Raw genomic sequence first — 25,158 nt, forward strand, 5'->3', positions numbered from 1 at the left:
ATTTATATATATAATTAAATGTCATACTCCACTAAAGACATTACTTCATAGTTTTCTAACTTATCTCTTCCCTTTAAATCCTTTAATTCTATTACAAAGTCTAGAGTTACAACTTCTCCTCCAACTTGCTCAACCAGCTTAGCAACTGTACTTATAGTTCCACCTGTTGCTAGTAGATCATCTATAACAGCAACCCTTTGACCTGGTTTAATTGCATCTTTATGTATTTCTAATTCATCACTACCATATTCTAAATCATAGTTTATGCTTATAGTTTCATATGGAAGCTTACCCTTTTTTCTTACTGGAACAAATCCAGCTCCTATAGCATAGGCTACTGGTACTCCAAATAGAAAACCTCTAGCTTCTGGACCTACTACCATATCTATGTTTTTATCTTTAAGATGTTCTACTATCTTATCTATTGTATATTTGAATGCATCCTTATCCTGTAATATAGTAGAAATATCTTTAAAGCTTATTCCTTCCTTTGGAAATCCATCTATTATTCTTATCTTTTCCTTTAAATCCACTTAGTATTCCCCCTCAATTATTGTTAGGCGAAAACTCGAGAAATATCTCAAATTTTATACCATCTTATTATATATTAATTATTGACATATATTCAAGTTTTAAAACACATTTTTAAAGAACACACAGCTCATTTCCTCTTATTTCGTTCTTTAAATATTTAGCTATCTGTTCAGCCCTGTCCATATTAGTGGTAGTAAAAAGTTCTACCGCTATTCTAGCGTTATCTACACACCTTCTATTCTTCACTGAAGGTATAATATTATGTGCTAATCTGTATATACTTTCCTTATTTATACTTGAGATTTTATGCACCTTTAACAAAGCCTTAAATCCATAGTTGTTGGTATAATTCAAATGATGAATTCCTTGATTAACTATGAGCTTATTTTCACCAGTTATATTAAAACCCTTTGATAAAGTTCCAAGCATGGCTAAATCCAAGTATTTACTTATACATTTCATCTGATAATACATAGATATAGCCTGTGCCAGCTTAAAAGCAATTCCTCCTGCTGTTAAAACCTTACAGGGATAGCTGCAGCCTTTTTGATTTGGATTTATTATAACGGTATCTGGCAATTCTTTTTTGCATTTATGGTTATCTGTTATAATAACATCTATGCCTAACTCCTTGCACAGTTCTACCTGAGAAACAGAATTCACTCCGCAGCCTACAGTTATCATTAGCTTTGCACCTAAAAACTTTATATGATTTCTTACCACATCTGAGTTTATGCCAAACTCTTCATCTATATCATCAGAAACAAAATACTCTACATCTGCATTTAAATACTTTAAAACCAGCAGCAATAAAGATACTGATGCTATACCATCTAAATCATAGTATCCATAAATTACTATCTTTTCTCTTTCATTTACTGCCTTTATTATTCTAGTTAAGGCCTCTTTCATTCCCTTTAAGCGAAAGGGGTCTTGCATATGTGTAAACTCTGAATGATGTATTTTAGTGTTTTGTCTCTCCATAATAAAATCCTCCAAATTTATCGAAAGCATATATATTATAAATGATATTGTCGTTTTTTACAAATACTTTATAGAAGGATTTGATAGCAATAAAAAATCTAGAGTTTCATATACTCTAGATTTTTTATTTTATCATATTAAACTAGTATTTTAAAGAGTTTACTACTTTGCAGGCTGTAATTTCTTTTTGCCTCCATGTTTTTTTAGCATTACCCAGAAAGGAGTTGCTATAAATATTGATGAATAGCATCCTGATATTATACCTATTAAAAGTGGTTCTGAGAAGTTTCTTATTGAAGGTACATAAGCATAAACTGCAAATAATGTAATTACAACAGTTAAAACTGTATTTATAGATCTAGCCACAGTTTGAGTTATGCTGGCATTTGCAAGCTCTGTTACACTCATTCTTCTAGCATATTTTTGGTTTTCTCTTATTCTGTCAAAAACAACTATAGTATCGTTTATAGAATAACCTATAACTGTTAGTATAGCTGCTATGAAACTTGAATCTATAGGTATTCTAAAGATAGAATATACTGCTAACATTACAAATATGTCATGCACAATTGATAAAATCGCTGCCATTCCAAATTTAAACTCGAATCTTATGCCTATATATATCAGCATTGCAACAGTTGCTAATAAAACTGCTTGAATAGCCTTATTTCTTGTTTCCTTACCAATTGCAGCACCGATATTTTCTTGATTTGTTAAACTGCTCTCTTTAAACTTTGCTTTAACATCTTTTTCGATGCTGCTTATATTGTCACTAGTTAAATTAGCACTCTTTATCTCAATAAAAGTGTTATTTACCTTATTAGACTGAAAATCTTTATCATACTTTTTAACTATGGCATCAATATCTGCTTTATTAAAGTCTTTACCAATGTTAAATTGAACTACTGTACCACCTTTGAAATCCAAACCGTATTCCAAGCCTCTAGTAGCCATGAAGCCAAGTCCTACTACTATTATAATTGCAGAAATAGTAAACCATATCTTAGTTTTTTCTATGATTTTAAGCATACTATTTTACCCCCCTTCTGAAATCATGTACTCCGAAGGTTCCTATGGACCATTTATGCTTAAACCATCCCATGCCAGCAGCAAGTTTTATTAACCATCTTGTCACTGTTATAGCGGTAAACATACTTAAAGCAACACCTATAATCAGTGTCAATGCGAAACCTTTAACAGAACCTGAACCAAGTCCGTAAAGTACAACACCGGCAATGATTGTAGTTATATTAGCATCAAGTACAGAAGACATAGCTCTATGGAAACCTGAATCTATTGCTGCCTTAATAGATTTTCCACTTTTAAGTTCTTCCTTCATCCTTTCAAATATAAGTATGCTGGCATCTACCGCCATACCTACTGTAAGAAGGAAACCTGCTATACCTGATAGAGTTAAAGTAACATTTACACTTGCAAAGGCTAAAAGCACTATGTATATATATAGTACCAATGCTATACTTGCAATAACTCCTGGTATTCTATAGTAAAGAATCATAAATATCATTACTATTGCTATACCAACTTTACCAGCTAAAATACTTAATGGAAGTGCGTTTGCACCTAGTGATGCTCCTATTGTCTTAACTTCTACTGGTTTAACAGTAACAGGTAGTGCACCAGAGTTAATTATATTAGCCTGTCTCTTAGCTTCGTCAAGACTCTTGCTTCCTGTAATTACAGCTTTACCATTAGTTATATGAGCTTGAACCGTTGGGCTTGTAAGCTCATCCTCATCCATGGTAATAGTTATAGGCTTACCTATAAACTTTTGAGTTGCATCTGCAAACTTTCTAGTTCCAGCATCATTTAGCTCAAGACTTATTGTTGGTTTTCCATCCTGTGAATCTACATATGCTGTAGCCTTTTTAACATCTTTACCAGTAAGAATAGTCTGCTTATCTGGACCTACAAACTTAAGTTCACCAGTTTTAGCAACACCATCGATAACTTCTTTAGCATCATACTTTCCTGGTATTTCTATTCTTATTCTCTTTTGTCCTTCTCTTGTAACAACAGTTTCACTTACTCCCAGCTTGTTAACTCTCATAGACAATAATTCTGTTACCTTGCTCATAGTCTCTTGGTCAACTTTATCAGCCTGAATTTCTTCTAGAACAGAAACTCCCCCCTGAAGATCAAGTCCTCTATTTATAACTTCACTAAAGGGTTTTAATCTATATCCTCCAGCAGTGACTCCATAGACACCAGAATAAGCTAGAAAACCTATTACAAGTACACATAGTATAAATAGTACGGTACTTTTTGTCCTATTCTTCATTTTCATCCTCCTTTGTGTATAATCAGTTCCTTATATTTACAAACATATACATAAGCCATTATATTACTTTAAAAAAATCCCGTCAATAAAAAAGATTAGTCAATATTTATAAGATTTAAGTACTTTGTAAACTATATATGGATTTTGTAAATACTACTACTTTTCTTCCATAACTTTTGATTTTAATGCAATTGCACACTCTATTCTCTTTTTCTGCATCTTACATCCTAATGAATATGGTATATTCATGTCACCATTAAAGTTGTAGTTATTTGCTTGACATCCTCCACTGCAGTAAAATCTTGCCCAGCATTTTTTACACTCTGGCTTGTTATATATGTGGGCTTTCTTGAACTTATTTTCTATATCTTTATTTAATTCTTTATTGTCATATATGCTTCCAACTTTAAAATCTTCATTTCCTACAAATTGATGACATGGGTATATATCTCCATCTGGAGTTATAGCTACATATTCATGTCCAGCTCCGCAGCCTGATATTCTCTTATATACACAAGGTCCGCCCTGAAGATCTATATTGAAATGATAGAATTTAAACTCTCTTCCCTCTTTATGACGTTTAACCATTTCCTCATAAAGCTTATCATATTGCTCATATATAGTTGGAAGGTCTTCCTCTCTTAATGAAAGAGGATGTTCTTCTGGAAGAACTACTGGTTCTACAGATATTTCATCAAAACCCTCTTCTGCTAAAAACTTTACATCCTCAAAGAAATCGGTATTTTCTCTTGTAAAGGTTCCTCTAGCATAATACTGTTTTGACTTGTCCCTTACTTCTACCATCTTCTTTATTTTAGGCAATATAGCATCAAAGCTTCCGCTTCCGTCTACCCTTACCCTTACTTTGTCATTTATTTCTTTTCTTCCATCTATGCTTAAAACTATATTTCCCATATTTTTATCTAGATAGTCCATTATCTCATCGTTTAATAGAGTTGCATTAGTTGTCATTGTAAATCTTATGTTTTTATTATGGATTTTTTCCTTTTCTTTTGCATACTCTACGATTTCCTTTATAGTATTAAAGGCCATTAATGGTTCTCCGCCAAATAAATCTATCTCAATATTTTTTCTAGGACCGGATTTTTCTATAACAAAATCTATAGATTTTTTTCCTACTTCTGCAGACATCATTTTTCTACAGCCTTTGTACTCTCCTTCATCTGCAAAGCAATATTTGCACCTTAAGTTACAGTCATGAACTATATTTAGACACAATGCCTTTACAAAGGATTCTCCATTATCGGAAGCTAAAGCTATTCCTTCATATAAATCCTTTGAATATAGTATTCCCTCTGTAACTAGTTCTTCAATCTCACTGTAAGCTTCTCTTATTATTTCTTCTGAATACTTGTCCTTAAATTCAGCTAAAAGTTCCTCTAGACCTCTTAACTTTTCATCATCTAAAAGATCGTACACCAACTCATCCACCACATGCACTGATCCTGAATTTATATCAATTATGTAATAATCTTCACCTTGTTTGAACTTATGTATATCTGCCACTTCAATTTCCTCCTTGTTAAATGTAACTATTTATAAATTATTTTAATTATACTCTAAATATAAAGCTATAAATGTCTACTTAAAGTTAAAGCAGTAACATTATGTTACTGCTTTAATGTATATTAATTTTCGCAAGCTAAGTTAGCCACTGTACAGGAAGTTTTGCATGCTGATTGACATGAATTAGCACACTCTTTGCATCCTGGCTTCTTTAAGCTGTCCTTTAAGTTAGTTCTGTTTATTGTTCTTATATGTTTCATATAAAATTCCTCCATTTTTAAAGTTTTCCGTTTGATTATAACATAAACTAAGGATAAAATAAAGTTTTAATAATGGACAATTTCCTTAGATGCTTACTGCTATTCTACAAATTTATTCCTATAATTCCTGACAGTGCCCCTACAAACACAGCAAGAAAAAACCTGAGCATTCTGTCTGTGCCTATAACTGCCGAATTTCCTGATATTACCGAAACTACATAAAGTATAGATAAGTAAAGCAGCGTGACAAGAATTCCTATAAACCAACCTCTTCTTTTAATTTTTCTAACTGCATAAATAGCTCCATACATTATGCTTAAAAGAGTTGTGATAAGATAAAACATTGAGCTTACACTTTCACTAACATCAATAAAGGTCATTATAACTGCAAAAATCAAAAGCAATACCACTGTTATGATAAAACCCCTAAGTACCCCTTCCGCCGCAGGAAGGTAGCTGTTGTTTTTTTCCATAAAAAACACCTCCCATCTAATAGTATCTATGTAGAGAGAAGGTGTTTTATGATTAAAATTTAGGCTTCCTTTTTAGTTTCAACCTTTTTTTCTTCTGGTTTCTTCTCAAGAGGCTCAACTTCAGCTAATAAATTTAACACTCCAGTCTTATCAAGCTTTATTTTAACTCTGTCTGGTCCAGTTTGCACTATGATAAATCTGTCCTGAATATTTACTATCTTACCTACTATACCGCCTTTAGTCATAATTTCGTCATTTACTTTAAGGTTGTCTAACATTGCTCTGTATTTCTTTTTTCTTTTATTTTCTGGTATAAATATTATTAAGTAAAAGAAGAGCATCATGAATAATATTGGTGATAATTGAATTAATAGTTTCATCCTATTCACCTCCTTTATTTCTCTTTTATCCATTTATAATAAGTTAACAATGGACAATATATAGATAAGGTTCTCTTTTATAAAGTTTCACTTAACATCAATTGTCCTCTGTCAATTATCTACCATATTTGTTAATTGCAACAATTCCTTAGTAGAAGCATTGTCTAAGCTATGCTCTTCCACCCCATTGCTCCAGCTTCTGTTTCTTATATTCTTTAAAATAATCTCCGTCAATAGCATCCCTTATTTCCTGCATAAGATTATTGTAGAAATAAAGATTGTGCAGTACACAAAGTCTCATTGCAAGCATTTCTTTGGCCTTAAATAAGTGTCTTATATAAGCTCTTGAATAATTCTTACATGTAGGACACTGACAGCCTTCATCTATTGGATTACCATCCAATTCAAATTTTGCATTCATTAAGTTTATTTTACCATCCTTAGTAAATACATGTCCATGCCTTCCATTTCTTGCAGGAAGAACACAGTCAAAAAAGTCTACTCCTCTATCTACAGCTTCAAGTATATTACTTGGGATACCTACACCCATAAGATAAATCGGCTTATCCTCTGGAAGATGGGGAGCAACTGCATCTATTATTCTGTACATTTCCTCATGGGTTTCTCCAACTGCTAAACCTCCGATAGCATAGCCGTCTAGGTCTAATTTAGTTATAGTTTTAGCATGTTCTATTCTTATATCCTCATATACTCCACCTTGATTTATTCCAAAAAGCATTTGCTTTTTATTTATAGTATCTGGTAGAGAATTTAATCTATCCATTTCCTCTTTACATCTATGAAGCCATCTAGTGGTTCTTTCTACAGATTTTATAACATACTCTCTAGGTGAAGGGTTTGGTATGCATTCATCAAAGGCCATAGCTATTGTAGAAGCTAAATTGCTTTGTATTCTCATGCTTTCTTCCGGTCCCATAAATATCTTCTTTCCATCAATATGAGAGTTAAAGTATACTCCTTCTTCTTTAATCTTTCTCATCTTTGATAATGAAAACACTTGGAAACCACCGGAATCTGTTAAAATAGGTCTATCCCAGTTCATAAATTTATGTAATCCACCCATTTTTCTCACTACTTCATCACCAGGTCTTAAATGAAGATGGTAGGTATTAGAAAGTTCAACCTGACATCCTATTTCCTTTAAATCCATGCTAGACACAGCTCCCTTTATGGCTGCTAATGTTCCTACATTCATAAATACTGGAGTCTGAACTACACCATGAGGAGTGGTAAATTCTCCTCTTCTAGCCTTTCCACTTTTCTTAAGTAATTTGTACATCTAAACACTCCTTTTTCAACTAGCCTTATATAATCTATTAGTAACTAACTTTTTAGAATTTAATCTTACTTTATAAACATAGCATCTCCAAAGCTAAAAAATCTATATCTTTCCTTTACCGCTAAGTCATAGGCCTTCATTACATTTTCTCTTCCAGCTAAAGCACTTACAAGCATTATTAAAGTTGACTGTGGAAGATGGAAATTTGTAATTAGTTTATCTACGATTTTATATTTGTATCCCGGGTATATAAATATATCTGTCCATCCTGACTGTTCTCTTACCCTTCCGTTTTCATCACCTATAGTTTCTAAGGTTCTACAGGAAGTAGTTCCCACTGCTATCACATTTTTTCCACTTTCCTTTGTTCTATTTATTATATCAGCAGTAGCCTTTGACATACAATAGTATTCTGAATGCATATTGTGCTCTAGTATATTTTCTACCTTTACAGGTCTAAAAGTTCCAAGTCCAACATGGAGGGTTAAAAAGGCTATATTTACACCCTTTTCTTTTATCTGCTCTAAAAGTTCCTTGGTAAAATGAAGGCCAGCTGTAGGTGCTGCTGCTGATCCCTGTTCTTTAGAGTAAACAGTTTGGTACATTTCCTTATCATCAAGCTTTTCTGTTATATATGGAGGCAGCGGCATTTGCCCTAATCTGTCTAAAACTTCTTCAAATATACCTTCATATTCAAATTTAACTATTCTACTTCCTTCTTCTCCCATACCTACAACTTCTGCTTTAAGCTCTTCGTTTCCAAATACAAATCTACTACCTATCTGGGCTCTCTTACCTGGTTTAACTAGGGTCTCCCAGGTATCCTTATCTGTTCTTTTTAAAAGTAAGAACTCCATTTTCCCGCCAGTGCCTTCTTTTCCGCCTATAAGTCTTGCTGGAAGTACTCTTGTATCGTTAAGTACAAGACAGTCCCCAGGCTGCAGATAATCCACTATATCTTTAAAAATCTTATGTTCAATTTCACCTGTTTCCTTATCTAAAAGCATTAATCTTGCTTCATCCCTTTGCTCTAATGGATGTTGAGCAATCAACTCTTCTGGTAAGTAAAAATCAAAGTCTGTAACCTTCAAAATATTCCACACTCTCTTTCTTTTGTAAGCTAATTATTTATCAAATATAGAGGATTGATTACCTGATACTCTATCTGGCTTTTTTACTCTATTTAGGTGCACATAAGCACTATCTGATGCCACTCTTCCTCTTGGTGTCCTTATTATAAAGCCCTTTTGTAACAAGTAGGGTTCATAGACATCTTGAATAGTATCCAGTTCTTCTCCAATAAAGTACGCAAGAGTTTCAAGTCCAACAGGCCCTCCATTAAAGCTATCTATTATTGCTGTTAATATTTTATTATCTATACTGTCAAAACCTTCTTTATCTACATCTAAAAGTTCTAAAGCTGCCTTTGTTGTTTCCAAGTCTATTATTCCCGTTCCTCTAACATCTGAATAGTCTCTCACTCTTTTTAAGAGTCTGTTAGCTATTCTTGGTGTTCCTCTTGATCTCTTTCCTATTTCATAAGCAGCCTCTTCATCTATTTCTGTATTTAATATCCTAGCAGATCTTACTATGATCTCTTTAAGCTCATCATTTTCATAAAATTCCATAGGACATAATACACCAAATCTGTCCCTCAAAGGTGATGTTAAAAGACCTACTCTTGTAGTTGCTCCTATAAGAGTAAATTTAGGAAGGTCCAGTCTTATAGATTTCGCGGAAGCTCCTTTTCCAATGACAATGTCTAAAGCATAATCCTCCATAGCAGGGTACAGTATTTCTTCGACATTCCTATTTAATCTATGAATTTCATCTATAAACAAGACATCATAATCATTAAGACTTGTTAAAATTGCTGCTAAATCTCCTGCTCTTTCTATAGCTGGTCCTGAAGTAACCTTTAAAGTTCCTCCCATTTCCATAGCTATGATATTTGCTAAGGTAGTTTTACCTAGACCTGGTGGTCCATAGAGGAGTACATGATCTAATGCTTCTTTTCTTTTTTTAGCCGCTTCTATAAAAATCTTAAGCTTATCCTTAACCTTTTTTTGTCCAATATATTCCTTTAATCTTTGAGGTCTCAAGCTATATTCATTATCTCTATCCTCATCTAAATTTGAAGCCGTTACTATTCTTTCTTCCACAACCACCACCACCTATTTTTAACTCATTAAAATCTTTAATGCTTTTTTAATAATATTTTCTACAGACTCCCCTTTATCTACAGAAGCTAGAGCCTTTTGTCCTTCTTTCTCCGTATATCCTAAGGCCATAAGAGCTTCTAATGCTTCTGATATATTTTCTGTATTCTGTTCTATATTTATAGCCCCTTCACCAGCTTCACCTATAAGTTCATCTGGCTGTATCTTATCTTTTAGCTCCAAAATAATTCTTTGGGCCATCTTCTTACCTATTCCCGGTGCCCTAGTAATTGTCTTTTCATCTCCAGATAGTATTGCATATTTTAAGTTATTCACATTGCTTATAGATAAAAGTGACAAGGATGCCTTTGCTCCTACTCCACTTATAGTCAGCAGCAGGTTAAACATATTAAGTTCTTCTTTAGTTAAAAAGCCGTATAAGCCTATAAAGTCTTCTCTTACAATTTGCTGCAAATAAAGAAAAATCTCTTCTCCTGCTTTAGGAGTTTTAGCTAAAGTACTACCGGAAGTATATATTTTATAGCCTATGCCATTATTTTCAACTACTATGTAATCCTTATTCATACCAATGTAGTTTCCCTTTATATATTCATACATAGTTTTCCTCCAAAATTATAAATATCACATATTACTTTACCATTTTGATGAATTTAATTCAAGTAAAGTAAAAGCGCCCTGAAGGCTATTATTCATAGTCTTCAAGGCGTGATTCTGCTTCTTCTCTTGTATCACATTGAAAATAGTTATCTCCACGGGTTAAAAGTTGGATATCTGCTTGTTTAAGCTTATCAATCCTTATATCAGTTATATCTCTTTTATCATTTTCAATAAACATATTTCCATCTTTATCTGTTTTATATATAGCAATACATTGATCTTTTATGCCAAGAACGTATTTATTAGGAGCATATTTGTCTACTTCTCTCATCATTATAACCTCAGATGGAGTCATGCTTTGAACTTTATAACCTTCATCCTTATAAGTCTCTTCTATTTGAGATTTATTTTTCGCAGATATATCTCTAGCTTTTTCCTCTTTATCAATTATAATTTCATTGCTTTTTGCATATTTTGTTTTGAAAATCACATTAGAACCAGTTGATATTATTCCCTCTGCACTGGAGTTTACAGTTAGAGCGTCTCTTCCTTTGTTATTCTCAACCTGATATCTATCCTTCTTTAGGTTTGTATTTTTTAATTTACTTATGCATATATAATAGCTTAAACCAAAAATTGTAATAGTTAAAAAGACTAATAAAACAGTTCGTATTTTTCTTTTATCCATAATATCCCTCCTCAGAGATATTATGGACAGATACCTGTAATATTATACATTCCCATGTGTAAAAAATTTAACTATTAATATAAGAAGTTTATTTTGAGAAAAATATAAGAAAAGAAGAAGTTTCCTATGCAAATAATTTACATTATTAAGACTAATTTAATTATAACATTGATACTAATATATGATATAATAATTTTTACTGTTTAATTTAGTATTAATTAGTAAAAGATATATATTAACTTAGGAGGGAATTATTAATAAATGATTACTGTAATAAATCTTACTATTGTATTATTACTTGTATTTATGAACGGTTTTTTCGTTGCGGCAGAGTTTTCAGTAGTTAAAGTACGAAAATCTAGAATAGAAACCTTAGTACTTGAAGGAAATAAAAGTGCAAAACATACCTTAAAGGTTGTTAATGATTTAAATTCATACTTATCTGCCTGCCAGCTAGGAATAACTTTAGCATCCCTAGGTTTAGGATGGGTAGGAGAACCTGCAATTGCTAAATCCCTTGAACCATTATTTAAACTATTCAACTTATCGGAAGTAACTATGCATTCAATATCCTTTATAATAGCCTTCACAATAATAACAGCTTTTCACATTGTACTTGGAGAGTTAGTGCCTAAGTCTTTGGCTATTATAAGTGCAGAAAAAATATCTATGTATACAGCTCAACCTCTAATCCTATTTTACAAACTAACTTATCCTGTAATGTGGGCTTTTAATCACAGTACCAATGCTATTTTAAAATTATTTGGTCTATCAATTGTGGATGAACATGAAGCGGCTCATACAGATGAGGAAATAAAATTATTAGTTGAAGATAGTTATAAGCATGGCTTAATTGATAAAACGGAGCTGACTTTTGTAGATAATATATTTGATTTTTCAGAAACAACGGTAAAAGATATAATGATACCTCGTACTGATATGGCCTGTGTTTTTATTGAGGATTCCTTTGATGAGATAATAGCCTATACATTAGAGGAACAATTAACTAGGTACCCAGTATGCAGGGAAAGCAAGGATAATGTTATTGGTTTTATACACATCAAGGACCTATATAAGCAAAAAATCGAAGGTAATACTGAGAACATAAAAGATATTATTCGTGAGGCTAAATTTGTTCCGGAATCACTGTCAATAAGCGAGTTATTTAAAGTGTTTCAGAGAGAAAAAGTACAAATGGCAATAATTGTTGATGAGTATGGTGGAACAGCTGGATTGCTAACAATTGAGGATATCTTAGAAGAGATAGTCGGTGAAATTCAAGATGAGTTTGATGAGGAAAGTGAAGAAATTATAAGAAATAAAGAAGGCAATTACATTGTAGACGGAAAAGTTCTTATTGAGGATATAAATGACCTACTAGAACCTGCTATTGAGGCAGAAAACATTGACACCATAGGAGGATGGATATATTCACAATTAAAGTCCTATCCACAAATTAACGACAAAATCCACTATGAGGGTTATGAATTTATCATATTAAAATGTGATAAGAAAAGAATAAACAAAGTACTAATTAAAAAGTCACCAGAGCAAAGCTAAAACATATCTTTGGTTATTGATTAATAGCTAAGTAGGTGCAAATTATTAAAAATTATTTTAAAATATTTATACGACCTTAACTTACAGATATATATTTCTAACACAAACTCTTTTAATACTGACTTTAGTTCCAAAATTGCACTGGCTATTAAGCCAGTGCAATTTTATTATTTGTTTTAGTTTTATTTTAAATTTAACTGAGCTTTAATTTGTAGTTTATCTCCTAAAAAAGTTAAATTAGTATATAGCTTTTTGAAACTTATATTTTAATTTATGGTATTAAATGGTACAATCTATCTGTAAGTCAATTTAGGCTTATAAACTAATATTTCTTTAATATTAAATCTTTCACAGATAAATGATCAAGATGGGAGTTTTGAATTATAGAAAAGAGAGGATTTGATTTTTATATGAATTTTATTTTAGGTACTCCAAATAAATACTTATATATACTTATTTTTTTATGGATGGCTTTTGGTAATCATTTTATGGATATGAATAACGAAGAAAAACATGTCTTTTTTAACATATTAGGTAAAACACAATTAGTATCTATATATTTTCTGCTAATAATATCTTCAGTGCATATCACTAATAATTTAAACTTAATCAATTTATCATATTTATATTTTATAATAACTATAAATATAGTAATTGCTTTATTGGTATTCTATTTAAAATTAGATAAATTTATAGACAAGATATTAAAAAAATATGTGACAAATAAATTTATTCATTCTTTATTAGTTATTATTTGTTTCGGAACAATGTTTATACATGAGTTTTTCCCTCAACTTTCCTTCATAAAAAACCATACCACCATTATACTTTCAGTATTCTGTCCATTACAATTTTTTTATATAAAATATATAAAATAAACCACTCCTCACATGAATTTTTATATACATTCACATGAAAAATGGTTTGTCATAATCATTAATTACTAAAATACCAATGTTTATCTTTAGTTATGATAAACATTAAAGTTTTTTGATGTTTTAAAACATCTGTAAACCCTTTATTCTTCAAATCCTTCTGGGAATTCAGCATTGTGATAAACGTCTTGAACGTCATCGTCATCCTCAAGCTTATCAATAAGCTTTTGAATCTTCACTGCTGTTTCCATATCTACTGCAGACATAGTATCTGGTATCATTGTTACTTCAGCTGATAGGAATTCAAGTCCTGCTCCTTCTAAAGCTTCTCTAACTGTACCAAAATCTTCTGGAGTAGTAGTTATTTCAAACACTTCTTCTTGAGCATCGAAATCCTCTGCACCAGCATCTAAAGCTAACATCATGATTTCATCTTCATCCATGTTATCTTGTCTTTCAATAACAATCTGTCCTTTAGTTTGGAACATGAAAGATACGCAGCCAGTTGAGCCCATGTTTCCACCTTGCTTTGTGAAAGCTGCTCTTACATTACCTGCTGTTCTATTTTTGTTGTCAGTTAAAGTTTTTACTATAACTGCAACTCCACTTGGACCATAGCCCTCGTAAACTATTTCTTCGTAGTTTACTCCTTCCATTTCTCCTGCACCTTTTTTGATTGCTCTTGTTACTGTATCTTGAGGCATATTATTAGCCTTTGCCTTTGCAATAACATCTCTTAGCTTAGCATTTGTATCTGGATTTGAACCACCATTTTTAGATGCTATAGCTAATTCCTTACCTATTTTAGTAAAGATTTTACCCTTTTTAGCATCCATTTTACCTTTTTTAGCTTGTATATTATGCCACTTTGAATGTCCTGACATATGTACTTCCCCCTAACTTATGGTTTGTATATTATATTGCTGCTTATTAACACTCGTATAATATTATTTAAAATAATTTTTATATGCAAATTTAACACCCAAATTCAATATACTGGGCAAAACACGTTAATTATTATATCATATAAGGGCTTTACAATTCAAATATTAGTAGAATAAATTTTCTCTTATTCTAGTTTTCTTTAAATAGTCGGTTTTCCAATTTGAAATAGTAATCTTCATCTCCTATAATAATTTCACACTTGCCATTGGTAGTTTCTACTACTCCCTTTTGTACTTCCTCAAGTATATCCAGCGGACAGTACATTGTAAGCTTAACCTTATCTGTATAATCAATATTCTCTATATGCCATAGGTTTTGCTCAAATAAGTATTGCACTTTGCCCAGCATATCATAATCTAATATAATATCTACTATTGATCCCTTAACCTTTTCAACTATGCCACCTTCACTAACGGCCATAGCTGCTCCTTTAGAGTACGCCCTTACAAGTCCACCTTTTCCTAGTAAAACACCGCCAAAGTATCTAGTAACTACCGCAACTACGTCTGTTATTTCATTCTTTTTTATAACTTCTAAAACTGGGATTCCACCTGTACCCTGCGGCTCTCCATCATCGCTATACCTTTGAATGCCTCTATTTTCTCCAATAACATAAGCATAAACATTATGCCTTGCTTCTCTATGCTCACTTTTTATCTTGTTTATAAAGTCTTTAGCTTCATCTTCTGTATAAACTCTTTTTACATGACCAATAAAAACAGATTTTTTCTCTTCAAATTCAGCTTTTGCTTCATCTTTTATAGTAAAATAACCCACTTAATATCACACCCTTCTATGAAATGAAGAATTAAAGTCAGTTACCTATTTTCAACTCTTCATTTCCAATTATATCAAAATATTCTTCTGCTGCTTTTTTAATATATTCTTTTTCTGTTTTACGGCAAATCTCCTTTATCTTTTCTTCAGCCTTTTTGCTTCTTAATTTTATTAAGGTTTTTATAGCGTACATAACTACTTGGGGATTGATGTCTTCTAGTGCCTTTAAAGCTATAGGCTCCATTGCTGAATCCCCAATTTTACCTGCAGCGGATACAGCCATCCGTCTTACATTAACATGGTTATGAACACAGGCTTTAATTAAAACATTTAATACCTCTTTGTCTCCAACTTCTCCTAGTATCCATACTGCATTTTCCTTTTCCTTAGTCTTCATGTCTCCATAGTTAGTCCTAATATAATTAATAAGCTTCTTCTTGCTACTTTCATCTAAACACTTAAGTACTTCAACCTTATCCAGCTTTCCTGACCTAGATATACTTTCAAAAAGTTCCTTCTCATTACTGCTCTTAGCTAAAATACCATATTTAATTTTTCCATCTAATATATGCTTTTGAATAGTTTCTCTGTTTAAATTTCTTATCTTACATAAACTATCAATAGACTTTCCTTCTATAAATAAAAAATATGTTATATCCTCTTCTGTATAGTTGTCAATTTCGCTCCATTCTATATTGAGCATTCCCCCTGGATTCAGAACACTCACCATCCTTTACTCTAGTATATTACCTATTATTTTTACCCCTTTTTCCATAGAATTTTCATCTGCTTGAGAAAATCCAATTCTAAAATATTCTCTTCCATCAGAAGGTACTTTGTAAAATAAAGTTCCTGGGGTAATAAGAACCTTTTTTTCCTTAGCCTTTCTAAACAACTCTATTGAATCAACCTCATTAGAATTATTTATTTTTAAATAAAAATGCAGTCCACCACCTGGACTTATAAAACTAACCTTGTCTCCTAAATACTTTCTTAAGTATTTCCCCATGAGTATATATCGTTCCTTATATACAAGCTTTAGATTATTTATATATTCCTTCCAACGACCTTCTTTTATATACAAATCCAGTGCTCTCTGCATAAGACTTGAAGTAGATATATCTGTGTTTACCTTAGAGTTTTGAATACTTTCTTTAAACTTTAAAGGTGCTATTAAATATCCTATTCTTATTCCTGGTAGAAATATTTTTGAAAAACTTTTTATATATATTACCCTATCATTTTTATCAAGACTTTTAAAGCTTTTATACTCTATACTTTCATCATAAATTAATTCTGAAAGATAATCGTCTTCTATAATATAAAAATCATAAATTTCTGCTAGTCTTAATATTTTTTCCTTTTTTTCAATACTGTAGGTCATTCCTGTAGGGTTTTGAAAATAGCTCATAGTATAGAAACACTTAATTTTATTTTTTTTAAGTAGTTTTTCAAACTTCTCTACATCAACGCCATCTTTCTCTATGGGCAGCTCAAGTATATCTGCTCTTCTCCATTTGAAAACAGATAACGCACCGCTATAGGTAGGTTTTTCAACAACCACAGTGTCGTTGTTATTTATTAATGCCTTTGATATTATATCAATTCCCTGCTGTGCTCCAGAAACTATTAAAATATCATCACTATGGACTCTATCCTGCCAAAAAACCTCACTGATACTTTTTCTTAGTCCCTCATATCCTAATGCCTCTTGATATACAAGAGCCTCTGCACCGTCTCTATCTAGCACCTCATTAAGTACATCTTTAAAGGATGCCACAGGAAAAAAGTTGCTAAAAGGAGTCTCTCCTGTAAAATCTATATATTCCTTTAATCTTTCACCAGCTATTTTTTTTAAAACCTCAGAGTATTCCTTTTTGAAACTCTTATTTATATCCTTTCTCTTAGCATAGGTTCCACTGCCCATCTTCTGGAATGCATAACCATCCCCTTGAAGTTTCTTATAAGCATTAACTATGGTTACATTATTCACTTCTAGTAGTATTGCAAGGCTTCTTATAGATGGCAACTTCTCTCCATCTTCTAACTTATTTCCATCAATTAGTTTCTTTATGTGTTTTGCAATAGTAATATATTTAGGTATTTCTCCTTCTTTGAAATCTACATAGTATTTATCCATTTTAATTAACTCTCCAAATAACTTATTTAACTAAAAAATAAACGAACCTAAATTTAGTGTACCAAAATTTAAGTTCGCCAACCACAATTATACTTATGAATTTTTAAATAAAATAAACATTTTCTTTAAAAAGAACTTTACCATCTTCTGATCTATAATCTCTGGTTTCTCTTTTTATTACGTTTTTCTCCCAAAGCTTATTTAATACATCTTCCATATTTATTTCATAATTATAAAATAACTTATCGTTTTTTATATCCTCTGCACTTAAGAAACTGTCTTTTTCTCTCATATAATCTATTAAAATGTTAGTTAAATTCCTTATTGAACCATCTACATTTGTTTGTAAATAGTCAAGAGTGTTGTTTATAGCCTTTTCCATTTCTATTTTGTTGAAAAACAAATCATCTACAATCTTTCTAAAGCTATCGTTTAAATTCATTGCCATTGTCATAGCATCTTTACTTATCATATATCCAGAAGAGTTAACATATAATTTTGAATACTCCTGGGTAGCTTTAACTGCAGCTGTGTAGGCTGTATATATTCCGTTATTATATAAATACTTTTTACATAAACCTATGTTCTTTAGCACCTTGCCAAGATAAACCATATTCCATCTTTCTCTATCTAGATCAGGATAGTATCTTCCGTTGTCGTATCTAGCAGTTACCTGGCTATCCTTTGAAAAAACAAGTCTTGATGATGCAAATATTCTATGAATGAATCCCCCTCTTAAATCCTCTTCATGTAATTGCAAAAACTTATTTTTACCCATAAGTTTGATATGAACCGGGACATTTTTCTCCTCAGTATAGATATTTTCTATATCCGGATTTTTTTTGTCCAATATGACAAAAAGGTCTATATCCGATTCGTCCCACAAATCCCCTGTAACCATACTGCCGAATACCATAACTGCTAGAACTGAATCATTAGATTTCAGTCTTTCAATTATACTATTGAAAGCTTTTTGATATTGCAAGATAGTCCTCTCCATATTATTATTTTTCCCCCTTTTTTAAATTGAATGAACATTTAATTTTTTATATTATATAATACATTTTACCACAATTACAATAGTAAAACTGCACTAATGAATTTTTTCTTTCAAATTTTAAATATTTACTTTTGAAACCTCAATTCTTTTTCTATTGTCACAATTATTACACTTATATAAATGAGCACAGTAGTCCTCAGCATCATTCAAGGGCTGCTGAGGTCCATAAGGGTCTGAAAAATCCTGTACTCTCCCTAGGTTTTCCATAGTTCCTCCACATTCTTCACAGTCTGATCTTATATCATTTATTTTATTACATACAGGACATATTTTTCCCATGATTTATTCATCCTTTCCTAATAGACTTTAAGTATGTAAAATTTATTTATATGCTTAATATTATTTTTCCAATAATAAATATATATATTTAAGTTACTCATAATTATTTTTCCATATAAAAAAGGATGTACTAATTAGTTTCTAGTACATCCCTTACATATATTATTCTATTCTACCTTCTCGAATTCTTCTGTTCCAACTCCGCAAAGTGGGCATAGCCAATCCTTTGGAAGATCTTCAAAGGCTGTTCCTGGGTTAACCCCTGCATCAGGATCTCCTACCTCTGGGTCATAAATATATCCACAAACTTTACAAATATAACTATCCATAATATTACCTCCGTGATATTTAACTTTCTATAATTATTTTACTATAAATTTCTAAACCAGTCAACAATAATTATTACTTAAAAATAAATATTAATTTTATTAGTAACTAAAAGAAAAGTTTATAATTTCTCCAATTCATTTACCAGGAGGCATTAGTTGTTATGACTACCAAAAACACCCTAGTATTATTACCAGGGTGTTTTTGATATACTTTTGAAATAAGCCCATAACCGACTAGTTAAATTCAACTACTATTATGCTTTCTACATCGTCTTTCAGCAGTCATGCTCTTATTAAAATAGCTTATTTAATCATATAACTTTCACACTTATTAAATACTTCATCCTCTACCATAGCTCGGATATAAGTTCCTTCATCTCTGTACTCTTCTTCTTTAACCTTTCCGTTTCTATGCAAAAATGCTACCATAGACTGATCACTATAAGGTATAATATACTCTACCTCTTTTAAAGTATAAGGAAGAGCATTTCCTATAACCTCTAATAAAGAATCTAAATTAATTCCCTCTCTAGCAGAGATTTTAATAATCTGTATCCCTGCATATTCTTCTTCAATTTCTTTTATTCTTTCTTCAGAGGCTCTATCTATTTTATTTAGTACTAGTATAGTAGGCTTATCCTTTGCACCAAGCTGTGACAGTACATTGTTAACTGCATCTATTTGTTCTTCTGCAGTATCTGATGAAACGTCAACTACATGTAAAAGCAAGTCTGAATAAAGCACTTCTTCTAATGTAGATTTAAAAGCTTCTACTAAGTCATGAGGAAGCTTTTTTATAAACCCAACGGTATCAGTTATAGTAATTACTCTGCTGTCTGGCAGTGCTATTGCCCTTGTGGTTATATCTAAGGTTGCAAAAAGCATATCTGCCTCAAATACCTTCTCCTTTTCAGAGTTTTCCTTAGGCATAGCAATCTCACATAGTTTATTTCTAAGAGTAGACTTACCAGCATTGGTGTACCCTACTAGTGAAACCTTTGGTATATTAGTTCTTCTTCCCCTTTGGGTTTCTCTAACCTGTCTTATTTTCTTTAACTCTCTTGTTAAATCATATATCTTTTCTCTTATATGTCTTTTATCTACTTCCAGCTTCTTTTCTCCAGGACCTCTTGTTCCAATTCCCCCACCAGTTCTTGAAAGAACAGTACCTAAACCTGATAATCTTGGAAGTCTATATTTAAGTTGTGCAAGCTCTACCTGTATTTTCGATTCTCTACTTCTTGCTCTAGTTGCAAATATCTCTAATATTAATGTAGTTCTATCTATAACCTTTGCTCCTAGATTTTCTTCTAAGTTTCTTACTTGAGATGCAGAAAGCTCATCATCAAAAATAACAACATTAGCATTACAGGACTGTCTTAAAAGTGCTATTTCTTCTACCTTGCCTCTTCCTACATAAAAAGCAGTATCTAAGGTGGATCTCTTTTGTAAAACTGCGTGAACTACCTTAACGTTACAGGCCCTAGCCAGTTCTGCCAGCTCCTCTAAGCTTTCTTCGCTTTCTACTCCAACTAACACTGCCCTTTCACTATCATCATCAATAATATCATTATTTTTCATTAAGCTTTCTATGTGATTTATTCTATCTAATATATTATAGTGAAGAGCCTGCTCAATAGTTATTGGCTCTGTACTTTCTCCAACAAGTAAGTCATCTTCTATGCCGCAAAAGCCTATGGACATATCTATAACTTTGTTATCTTCTACAGCAACTGCCGCTATGCAATCCAATTTCAACTTTATTAAGGCAGAAATATCTATTGCTGAAAGCCTTGAGTTTCCATTTGGATGGGTATGTATTATTCTAACTCCACATAGCTTCTTTTCCTTTACATCGATTTCAGGCATTTCAACAGTACTGCTATCACCTATGGCTACTGCAACTACTGCTCCTTTTCTAGTAACTGCAACACTAACTTCTCTATTTAAATAGGAAGTTGCCTCAGCAATTATATCTATAAGTTCTTCATTACAAATGCTATCCTTAGGAATTTTCATTTCATAAATTTGTTCTAGTTTATCTAATATGAAATTTTTTACTCCCTCTGTATTTCCATATATCATAGAATCATCTCCATTCTTTTATTAATCAAGCTTTCTAAATTCTCTCACTTATACTTAGTTTTATCCTTACCAACCTGTAATAATTTTATGTTCTTATGTAAAAACTTAAACTATAAATTTAAAATGTTTGAAGTTAAAAAAAACCAAAATATGTAGAGTATACTACATATTTTACCAAAAACTTTCTATACTTGACAACTTTCATATAATTTTATACTATAAAACTATTATTGTAAATATGTATGGTTGGAGGCTTATTATGGAGGATAAATCAAGAAACGTATTATTAAGCAAGGAAAAAATTGCTGAAAGAATAAAAGAGTTAGGTAAAGAAATTAGTAATGCATATGAAGGAAAGAATTTATATGTGCTGTCACTCTTAAGAGGAAGCTTTATATTTGCAGCAGATTTAGTTAGAGATATAGATATTCCTGTAAAAATCGGATTCATGACAACTTCAAGCTATGGCCACTCAGAAGAATCTTCTGGAACTGTAAAAGTTGTAAATGACATACCTGATGATATTACTGGATACGATGTTCTTATTGTAGACGACATAGTGGACACTGGAATTACAATGAATTTTGTAATGAACCACGTAAAATCACTTGGAGCTGCTAGTGTAAAATGTTGTGTTCTATTAGATAAGCCTGAAAGAAGAAAAACAGATATTAAACCTGATTTCTGCTGTTTCCAAATTCCTGATGTATTTGTTGTAGGTTATGGATTAAACTATGGTGACTACTACAGAAATATCCCTTATGTTTTCAACTGGGAAGAAAAATAATAAAAATATAGATTCTGTGTTCATTAATTTGATCACAGAATTTTTTATTGAAAACTCTAAAGTCTACCCTACCAATATTTGGGCTGACATCTCTTTTGACACCTCTTCTGCTATTACCTAAGAAAAATTCACTACTAATATCTATATTAAGTAGTTCTACCCTTATTTACTCATAATTTTTATGTATTTCATTAATTTCTTAGTTTATGTTATAATAATTTAAAATCGGTAATTTTCCTAAATAAAAAACAAGGAGGACTATTATGGTTAAAAAGCGCAAAAAAGCTCCTTATAAAGCTTTAAAAATTACGCTGATTACTATATTCAGTTTATTTATATTATCTATTGTAGCCTCTGCTGGGGCAGTTTTAGCTATAATAAAAAATGCTCCACCTCTAGACGTAAATCAAGTTTTAACTTTGAACGAGCCATCAGTTTTATATAACGACAAGGATGAATTCATGGATAAAATGCTTGTAACTGAGCAGCGAAATATAATTTCATTTAAAGATATGCCTGAGGACCTAAAAAATGCCTTTGTCAGCATTGAAGATGAGAGGTTTTACAAACATGGTGGTATAGACTTTAAAAGAATTATAGGATCAGCATATGTGAATGTAAAAAGCAAAATAAAGGGCAAATCCTCTTTACAGGGTGCTTCTACTATAACTCAACAGCTTCTTAAAAATACAATTTTATCTTCTGAAGTATCTTGGAAAAGAAAAATTCAGGAAGGCTATTTAGCTGTTAATCTGGAAAAGCAATTAACTAAAGAGCAAATACTGGAAGCTTATATGAATACCATATCTTTAGGCGGCAGTATCTATGGAGTTGAGACAGCTTCACAGCAATACTTTGCAAAACCAGCTAAGGATTTAAACTTAATACAATGTGCTTTTATTGCAGGAGTAACTCAAAATCCTTCTGTATACTATCCTTATTCACCATCAGCTAAGAAAAATCCCTCTCTTTACTTAAATAGAACTAAAAATGTACTAATGAAAATGAATGAGAATGGATATATCTCCAGTGATCAGTATAATCAGGCGTTATCTGACTTGGAAAGCGGAAAACTAGTATTTCAACCCTATTCTGCACCTAAGAATAAACTTAACTATGAATGGTTTTCAAGACCTGCCATAGAGGAAGTTAAAAAGGACTTAAAAGCTGAATATCATTATACTGATACGGAAATTCAACATCTTGTTATGTACGGTGGACTAAAAATTTATACAACTATGGATAAAAGTATTCAAGATAACACTCAAGCATTGCTTGATGCAGATAGTACCTTTGGCCTTAACTCAAGAAAAGACAAAAATGGCATAATGCAGCCACAGGCTTCTGCTGTAATAATTGATTATCATACTGGAGATGTTAAAGCAATTGTTGGAGGAAGAGGAGATCAAAATGCTTTATCTTATAATAGAGCTGCGTCAGACAACTTCTTAAGGCGTCCAGGATCTACCATTAAACCACTAACAGTATATGGTGCAGCTATAGATTCGAAGCAGATGTCTGCAGCTACTTCAGTAGATGACTCTCCATGGCCAGATAATCTAGTTAAAATGTACGGCTTTAGCCCTAAAAATGACACTCTAGCTTTTGGCCAATACGGCAGTAATGTTACCCTAAGGACGGCTATAATGCATTCCTTAAACGTGCCTGCAGTAAACATAGAGAATCAAATTGGTTTAAGAACCGGTGCTGAATATGCAGAAAAGTTTGGACTAAAGTTAGATCCTTCTGATAAATCAAGTATATCTGCTTTAGCTTTAGGGCAGATGACTTATGGAACAAATCCTTATACAATGGCAGCGGCTTACGGCGTTTTTGGAAATAATGGTGTGTATACCTATCCTAAATTCTATCGTAAGGTTGTAGACAGAACCGGAAAAACTCTTTTAGAAAATAAAAAAGAAACTAAACAGGTTCTCTCTGCTGAAAGTGCCTATATAATGTATGATATATTAAAAGGTCCTGTTAGTCCTGGTGGTACAGGTCCTAGAGCCAACTTTGGCAATATGCCAGTAAGAGGAAAAACCGGTACCTCTGGTGAAAGTAAAGATTTATGGTTTACTGGTCTCACACCATATTATTCTGCATCAGTGTGGATTGGTAATGATGATAATACTATAGTTAGTGGTGCTAACAGTAATATGGCTGCAGGCGTATGGGCAGCTATAATGCAGCCTGTTCATGCAAACTTAGTAGCAAAGGATATTACAATGCCTCAAGGTGTAGTAAGTGCAGCAGTTTGTTTAGATTCTGGTAAATTACCTACCTCTGCCTGCTATAGTGATCCTACAGGCAACAAGGTATCTAATGAACTGTTTTTAGAGGGTTCCATTCCTTCTGATTACTGTAATTTATCCCACTCTTCAGGCTATAAAAATTCAATTTGGGATAATCAGTTTTTAAAGCCTTCTAAAGATAAAAATAATCAAACTAATTACGATAATGGTACAGAGGAAAACCCTGATGAAGATATAGATAATACAGATACAAATGGTGGAACGGATAAACCTGGTGAAAATAACACAAAACCAAACTCTCCGCAAAATAATGAGGATGAGGAAAGTGTTCCGGTTAACAATAAAGGTACAAATCCCAAAAAGTCTACAACAAAAAATCCATAACCTTACTGAAAGACTTAGCTAAGCTAAGTCTTTCAGTAAGAAATTTTAAGATTTTGTTTAACTTAAAGGTATATTCTTATTTAGAGTATGCCTTTTTTATTTAGTCCTTAGTCTTAGGATTAAATAAAAGAGCCATTATATATCCAAATACTATTGCTGCTGTTATTCCCCCTGCAGTTCCCTTTATACCACCTGTAAAAGCTCCTAAAATTCCTTTGCTATCAACTTCTTTTATTGTAGCTTTAGCCAAGGAATATCCAAACCCAGGCAGAGGTATTGTTGCACCTGCCCCACCTAGTTTTATAACAAAATCATATATATTTAGAGCCCCTAAAATTACTCCTATTGTCACAAAGCTTACTAATATTCTTGCTGGTGTTAATTTAGTTTTATCCATAAGTATTTGAGCAATTACACATATTGTTCCTCCCACTATAAATGCCATTAGATAGCTCTTCAT

25 protein-coding genes are annotated in these 25,158 nt (G+C 32.0%); 3 read left to right on the forward strand and 22 right to left on the reverse strand.

The features are described from left to right. Positions 1-14 precede the first annotated feature (14 nt). From N4T77_RS11210 to N4T77_RS11270, 13 genes are all read right to left on the reverse strand, one after another. A complete protein-coding gene (locus N4T77_RS11210) occupies positions 15-533 on the reverse strand; it encodes an adenine phosphoribosyltransferase (RefSeq protein WP_261671885.1) in 519 nt (172 codons plus the stop codon). A 112-nt stretch (positions 534-645) separates the two neighbouring features. Beyond that, positions 646-1,518, reverse strand: a complete 873-nt coding sequence (locus N4T77_RS11215; protein WP_261671886.1) for a DHH family phosphoesterase — start codon at positions 1,516-1,518, stop codon at positions 646-648. A gap of 162 nt (positions 1,519-1,680) precedes the next feature. Beyond that, positions 1,681-2,547 carry a protein translocase subunit SecF gene (gene secF, locus N4T77_RS11220; protein WP_261671887.1) on the reverse strand — a complete coding sequence of 289 codons (867 nt, stop codon included), beginning with the start codon at positions 2,545-2,547 and terminating at the stop codon, positions 1,681-1,683. A 1-nt stretch (position 2,548) separates the two neighbouring features. Continuing rightward, positions 2,549-3,817 carry a protein translocase subunit SecD gene (secD, locus tag N4T77_RS11225; protein ID WP_261671888.1) on the reverse strand — a complete coding sequence of 423 codons (1,269 nt, stop codon included), beginning with the start codon at positions 3,815-3,817 and terminating at the stop codon, positions 2,549-2,551. A gap of 156 nt (positions 3,818-3,973) precedes the next feature. Further along, positions 3,974-5,344 carry a thioether cross-link-forming SCIFF peptide maturase gene (gene scfB / locus N4T77_RS11230; protein ID WP_261671889.1) on the reverse strand — a complete coding sequence of 457 codons (1,371 nt, stop codon included), beginning with the start codon at positions 5,342-5,344 and terminating at the stop codon, positions 3,974-3,976. Positions 5,345-5,466: 122 nt separating this feature from the next. Further along, positions 5,467-5,604: a six-cysteine ranthipeptide SCIFF gene (gene scfA / locus N4T77_RS11235; RefSeq protein WP_261671890.1), complete on the reverse strand. Its 138-nt coding sequence runs from the start codon at positions 5,602-5,604 to the stop codon at positions 5,467-5,469. A gap of 104 nt (positions 5,605-5,708) precedes the next feature. Next, the gene (locus tag N4T77_RS11240) at positions 5,709-6,077 is read right to left on the reverse strand and encodes a TIGR04086 family membrane protein (protein ID WP_261671891.1); all 369 of its coding nucleotides are present in this window, start codon (positions 6,075-6,077) and stop codon (positions 5,709-5,711) included. Between the two features lie 59 nt (positions 6,078-6,136). Continuing rightward, positions 6,137-6,457, reverse strand: coding sequence for a preprotein translocase subunit YajC (gene yajC / locus N4T77_RS11245; protein ID WP_261671892.1), 321 nt, complete (start codon positions 6,455-6,457; stop codon positions 6,137-6,139). A gap of 169 nt (positions 6,458-6,626) precedes the next feature. Beyond that, complete coding sequence (gene tgt / locus N4T77_RS11250; protein WP_261671893.1) at positions 6,627-7,757, reverse strand: tRNA guanosine(34) transglycosylase Tgt; 1,131 nt, start codon at positions 7,755-7,757, stop codon at positions 6,627-6,629. Between the two features lie 65 nt (positions 7,758-7,822). Further along, on the reverse strand, positions 7,823-8,848 hold the full coding sequence (queA, locus tag N4T77_RS11255) for a tRNA preQ1(34) S-adenosylmethionine ribosyltransferase-isomerase QueA (RefSeq protein WP_261671894.1): 1,026 nt from the start codon (positions 8,846-8,848) through the stop codon (positions 7,823-7,825). A gap of 33 nt (positions 8,849-8,881) precedes the next feature. After that, on the reverse strand, positions 8,882-9,919 hold the full coding sequence (ruvB, locus tag N4T77_RS11260) for a Holliday junction branch migration DNA helicase RuvB (protein ID WP_261671895.1): 1,038 nt from the start codon (positions 9,917-9,919) through the stop codon (positions 8,882-8,884). A gap of 18 nt (positions 9,920-9,937) precedes the next feature. After that, a complete protein-coding gene (gene ruvA / locus N4T77_RS11265) occupies positions 9,938-10,534 on the reverse strand; it encodes a Holliday junction branch migration protein RuvA (RefSeq protein ID WP_261671896.1) in 597 nt (198 codons plus the stop codon). Between the two features lie 88 nt (positions 10,535-10,622). Continuing rightward, on the reverse strand, positions 10,623-11,222 hold the full coding sequence (locus tag N4T77_RS11270; protein WP_261671897.1) for a hypothetical protein: 600 nt from the start codon (positions 11,220-11,222) through the stop codon (positions 10,623-10,625). 261 nt (positions 11,223-11,483) lie between these two features. Between N4T77_RS11270 and N4T77_RS11275 the strand changes: the two genes are divergently transcribed. Continuing rightward, positions 11,484-12,782 carry a hemolysin family protein gene (locus N4T77_RS11275; protein WP_261671898.1) on the forward strand — a complete coding sequence of 433 codons (1,299 nt, stop codon included), beginning with the start codon at positions 11,484-11,486 and terminating at the stop codon, positions 12,780-12,782. 1,018 nt (positions 12,783-13,800) lie between these two features. Here N4T77_RS11275 and N4T77_RS11280 read toward each other — a convergent pair. The 8 genes from N4T77_RS11280 to hflX all read right to left on the reverse strand — a co-directional run bounded on the left by N4T77_RS11280 (position 13,801) and on the right by hflX (position 21,272). Next, positions 13,801-14,541 (reverse strand): YebC/PmpR family DNA-binding transcriptional regulator, encoded by a 741-nt coding sequence (locus N4T77_RS11280; RefSeq protein ID WP_261671899.1) that lies wholly within the window; start codon positions 14,539-14,541, stop codon positions 13,801-13,803. A 190-nt stretch (positions 14,542-14,731) separates the two neighbouring features. After that, positions 14,732-15,379, reverse strand: a complete 648-nt coding sequence (locus tag N4T77_RS11285) for a YigZ family protein (protein ID WP_261671900.1) — start codon at positions 15,377-15,379, stop codon at positions 14,732-14,734. Positions 15,380-15,416: 37 nt separating this feature from the next. Further along, positions 15,417-16,082, reverse strand: a complete 666-nt coding sequence (locus N4T77_RS11290; RefSeq protein ID WP_261671901.1) for a HEAT repeat domain-containing protein — start codon at positions 16,080-16,082, stop codon at positions 15,417-15,419. A 30-nt stretch (positions 16,083-16,112) separates the two neighbouring features. Further along, positions 16,113-17,519 (reverse strand): PLP-dependent aminotransferase family protein, encoded by a 1,407-nt coding sequence (locus N4T77_RS11295; protein WP_261671902.1) that lies wholly within the window; start codon positions 17,517-17,519, stop codon positions 16,113-16,115. Between the two features lie 103 nt (positions 17,520-17,622). Beyond that, positions 17,623-18,519 carry a nucleotidyltransferase domain-containing protein gene (locus tag N4T77_RS11300; RefSeq protein ID WP_261671903.1) on the reverse strand — a complete coding sequence of 299 codons (897 nt, stop codon included), beginning with the start codon at positions 18,517-18,519 and terminating at the stop codon, positions 17,623-17,625. A 117-nt stretch (positions 18,520-18,636) separates the two neighbouring features. Further along, positions 18,637-18,858, reverse strand: coding sequence for a hypothetical protein (locus tag N4T77_RS11305; protein WP_261671904.1), 222 nt, complete (start codon positions 18,856-18,858; stop codon positions 18,637-18,639). Between the two features lie 167 nt (positions 18,859-19,025). Then, on the reverse strand, positions 19,026-19,187 hold the full coding sequence (rd, locus tag N4T77_RS11310) for a rubredoxin (RefSeq protein ID WP_261671905.1): 162 nt from the start codon (positions 19,185-19,187) through the stop codon (positions 19,026-19,028). A gap of 303 nt (positions 19,188-19,490) precedes the next feature. Further along, complete coding sequence (gene hflX / locus N4T77_RS11315; RefSeq protein ID WP_261671906.1) at positions 19,491-21,272, reverse strand: GTPase HflX; 1,782 nt, start codon at positions 21,270-21,272, stop codon at positions 19,491-19,493. 259 nt (positions 21,273-21,531) lie between these two features. On the opposite strand from hflX, the gene hpt reads away from it, so the two are divergent. Beyond that, positions 21,532-22,059 carry a hypoxanthine phosphoribosyltransferase gene (gene hpt / locus N4T77_RS11320; RefSeq protein ID WP_261671907.1) on the forward strand — a complete coding sequence of 176 codons (528 nt, stop codon included), beginning with the start codon at positions 21,532-21,534 and terminating at the stop codon, positions 22,057-22,059. Positions 22,060-22,322: 263 nt separating this feature from the next. Continuing rightward, positions 22,323-24,698 (forward strand): transglycosylase domain-containing protein, encoded by a 2,376-nt coding sequence (locus N4T77_RS11325; RefSeq protein ID WP_261671908.1) that lies wholly within the window; start codon positions 22,323-22,325, stop codon positions 24,696-24,698. 100 nt (positions 24,699-24,798) lie between these two features. On the opposite strand, the gene spoVAE is transcribed toward N4T77_RS11325, so the two are convergent. Continuing rightward, positions 24,799-25,158, reverse strand: a complete 360-nt coding sequence (gene spoVAE / locus N4T77_RS11330; RefSeq protein ID WP_261671909.1) for a stage V sporulation protein AE — start codon at positions 25,156-25,158, stop codon at positions 24,799-24,801.

Origin of the sequence: Clostridium sp. CX1 (assembly GCF_025398335.1) — a bacterium.
Classification (GTDB): Bacteria; Bacillota; Clostridia; order Clostridiales; family Clostridiaceae; genus Clostridium_AM; species Clostridium_AM tanneri.

Bases quoted from the DNA above. Each gene is read 5' to 3' on its own strand.
- N4T77_RS11215 (WP_261671886.1), bottom strand. From the start codon at position 1,518: ATGGAGAGACAAAACACTAAAATACATCATTCAGAGTTTACACATATG.
- secF (WP_261671887.1), bottom strand. From the start codon at position 2,547: ATGCTTAAAATCATAGAAAAAACTAAGATATGGTTTACTATTTCTGCA.
- secD (WP_261671888.1), bottom strand. From the start codon at position 3,817: ATGAAGAATAGGACAAAAAGTACCGTACTATTTATACTATGTGTACTT.
- scfA (WP_261671890.1), bottom strand. From the start codon at position 5,604: ATGAAACATATAAGAACAATAAACAGAACTAACTTAAAGGACAGCTTA.
- N4T77_RS11240 (WP_261671891.1), bottom strand. From the start codon at position 6,077: ATGGAAAAAAACAACAGCTACCTTCCTGCGGCGGAAGGGGTACTTAGG.
- yajC (WP_261671892.1), bottom strand. From the start codon at position 6,457: ATGAAACTATTAATTCAATTATCACCAATATTATTCATGATGCTCTTC.
- tgt (WP_261671893.1), bottom strand. From the start codon at position 7,757: ATGTACAAATTACTTAAGAAAAGTGGAAAGGCTAGAAGAGGAGAATTT.
- ruvA (WP_261671896.1), bottom strand. From the start codon at position 10,534: ATGTATGAATATATAAAGGGAAACTACATTGGTATGAATAAGGATTAC.
- N4T77_RS11270 (WP_261671897.1), bottom strand. From the start codon at position 11,222: ATGGATAAAAGAAAAATACGAACTGTTTTATTAGTCTTTTTAACTATT.
- N4T77_RS11275 (WP_261671898.1), top strand. From the start codon at position 11,484: ATGATTACTGTAATAAATCTTACTATTGTATTATTACTTGTATTTATG.
- N4T77_RS11280 (WP_261671899.1), bottom strand. From the start codon at position 14,541: ATGTCAGGACATTCAAAGTGGCATAATATACAAGCTAAAAAAGGTAAA.
- N4T77_RS11290 (WP_261671901.1), bottom strand. From the start codon at position 16,082: ATGCTCAATATAGAATGGAGCGAAATTGACAACTATACAGAAGAGGAT.
- N4T77_RS11295 (WP_261671902.1), bottom strand. From the start codon at position 17,519: ATGGATAAATACTATGTAGATTTCAAAGAAGGAGAAATACCTAAATAT.
- N4T77_RS11300 (WP_261671903.1), bottom strand. From the start codon at position 18,519: ATGGAGAGGACTATCTTGCAATATCAAAAAGCTTTCAATAGTATAATT.
- N4T77_RS11305 (WP_261671904.1), bottom strand. From the start codon at position 18,858: ATGGGAAAAATATGTCCTGTATGTAATAAAATAAATGATATAAGATCA.
- rd (WP_261671905.1), bottom strand. From the start codon at position 19,187: ATGGATAGTTATATTTGTAAAGTTTGTGGATATATTTATGACCCAGAG.
- hflX (WP_261671906.1), bottom strand. From the start codon at position 21,272: ATGATATATGGAAATACAGAGGGAGTAAAAAATTTCATATTAGATAAA.
- hpt (WP_261671907.1), top strand. From the start codon at position 21,532: ATGGAGGATAAATCAAGAAACGTATTATTAAGCAAGGAAAAAATTGCT.
- N4T77_RS11325 (WP_261671908.1), top strand. From the start codon at position 22,323: ATGGTTAAAAAGCGCAAAAAAGCTCCTTATAAAGCTTTAAAAATTACG.
- spoVAE (WP_261671909.1), bottom strand. From the start codon at position 25,158: ATGAAGAGCTATCTAATGGCATTTATAGTGGGAGGAACAATATGTGTA.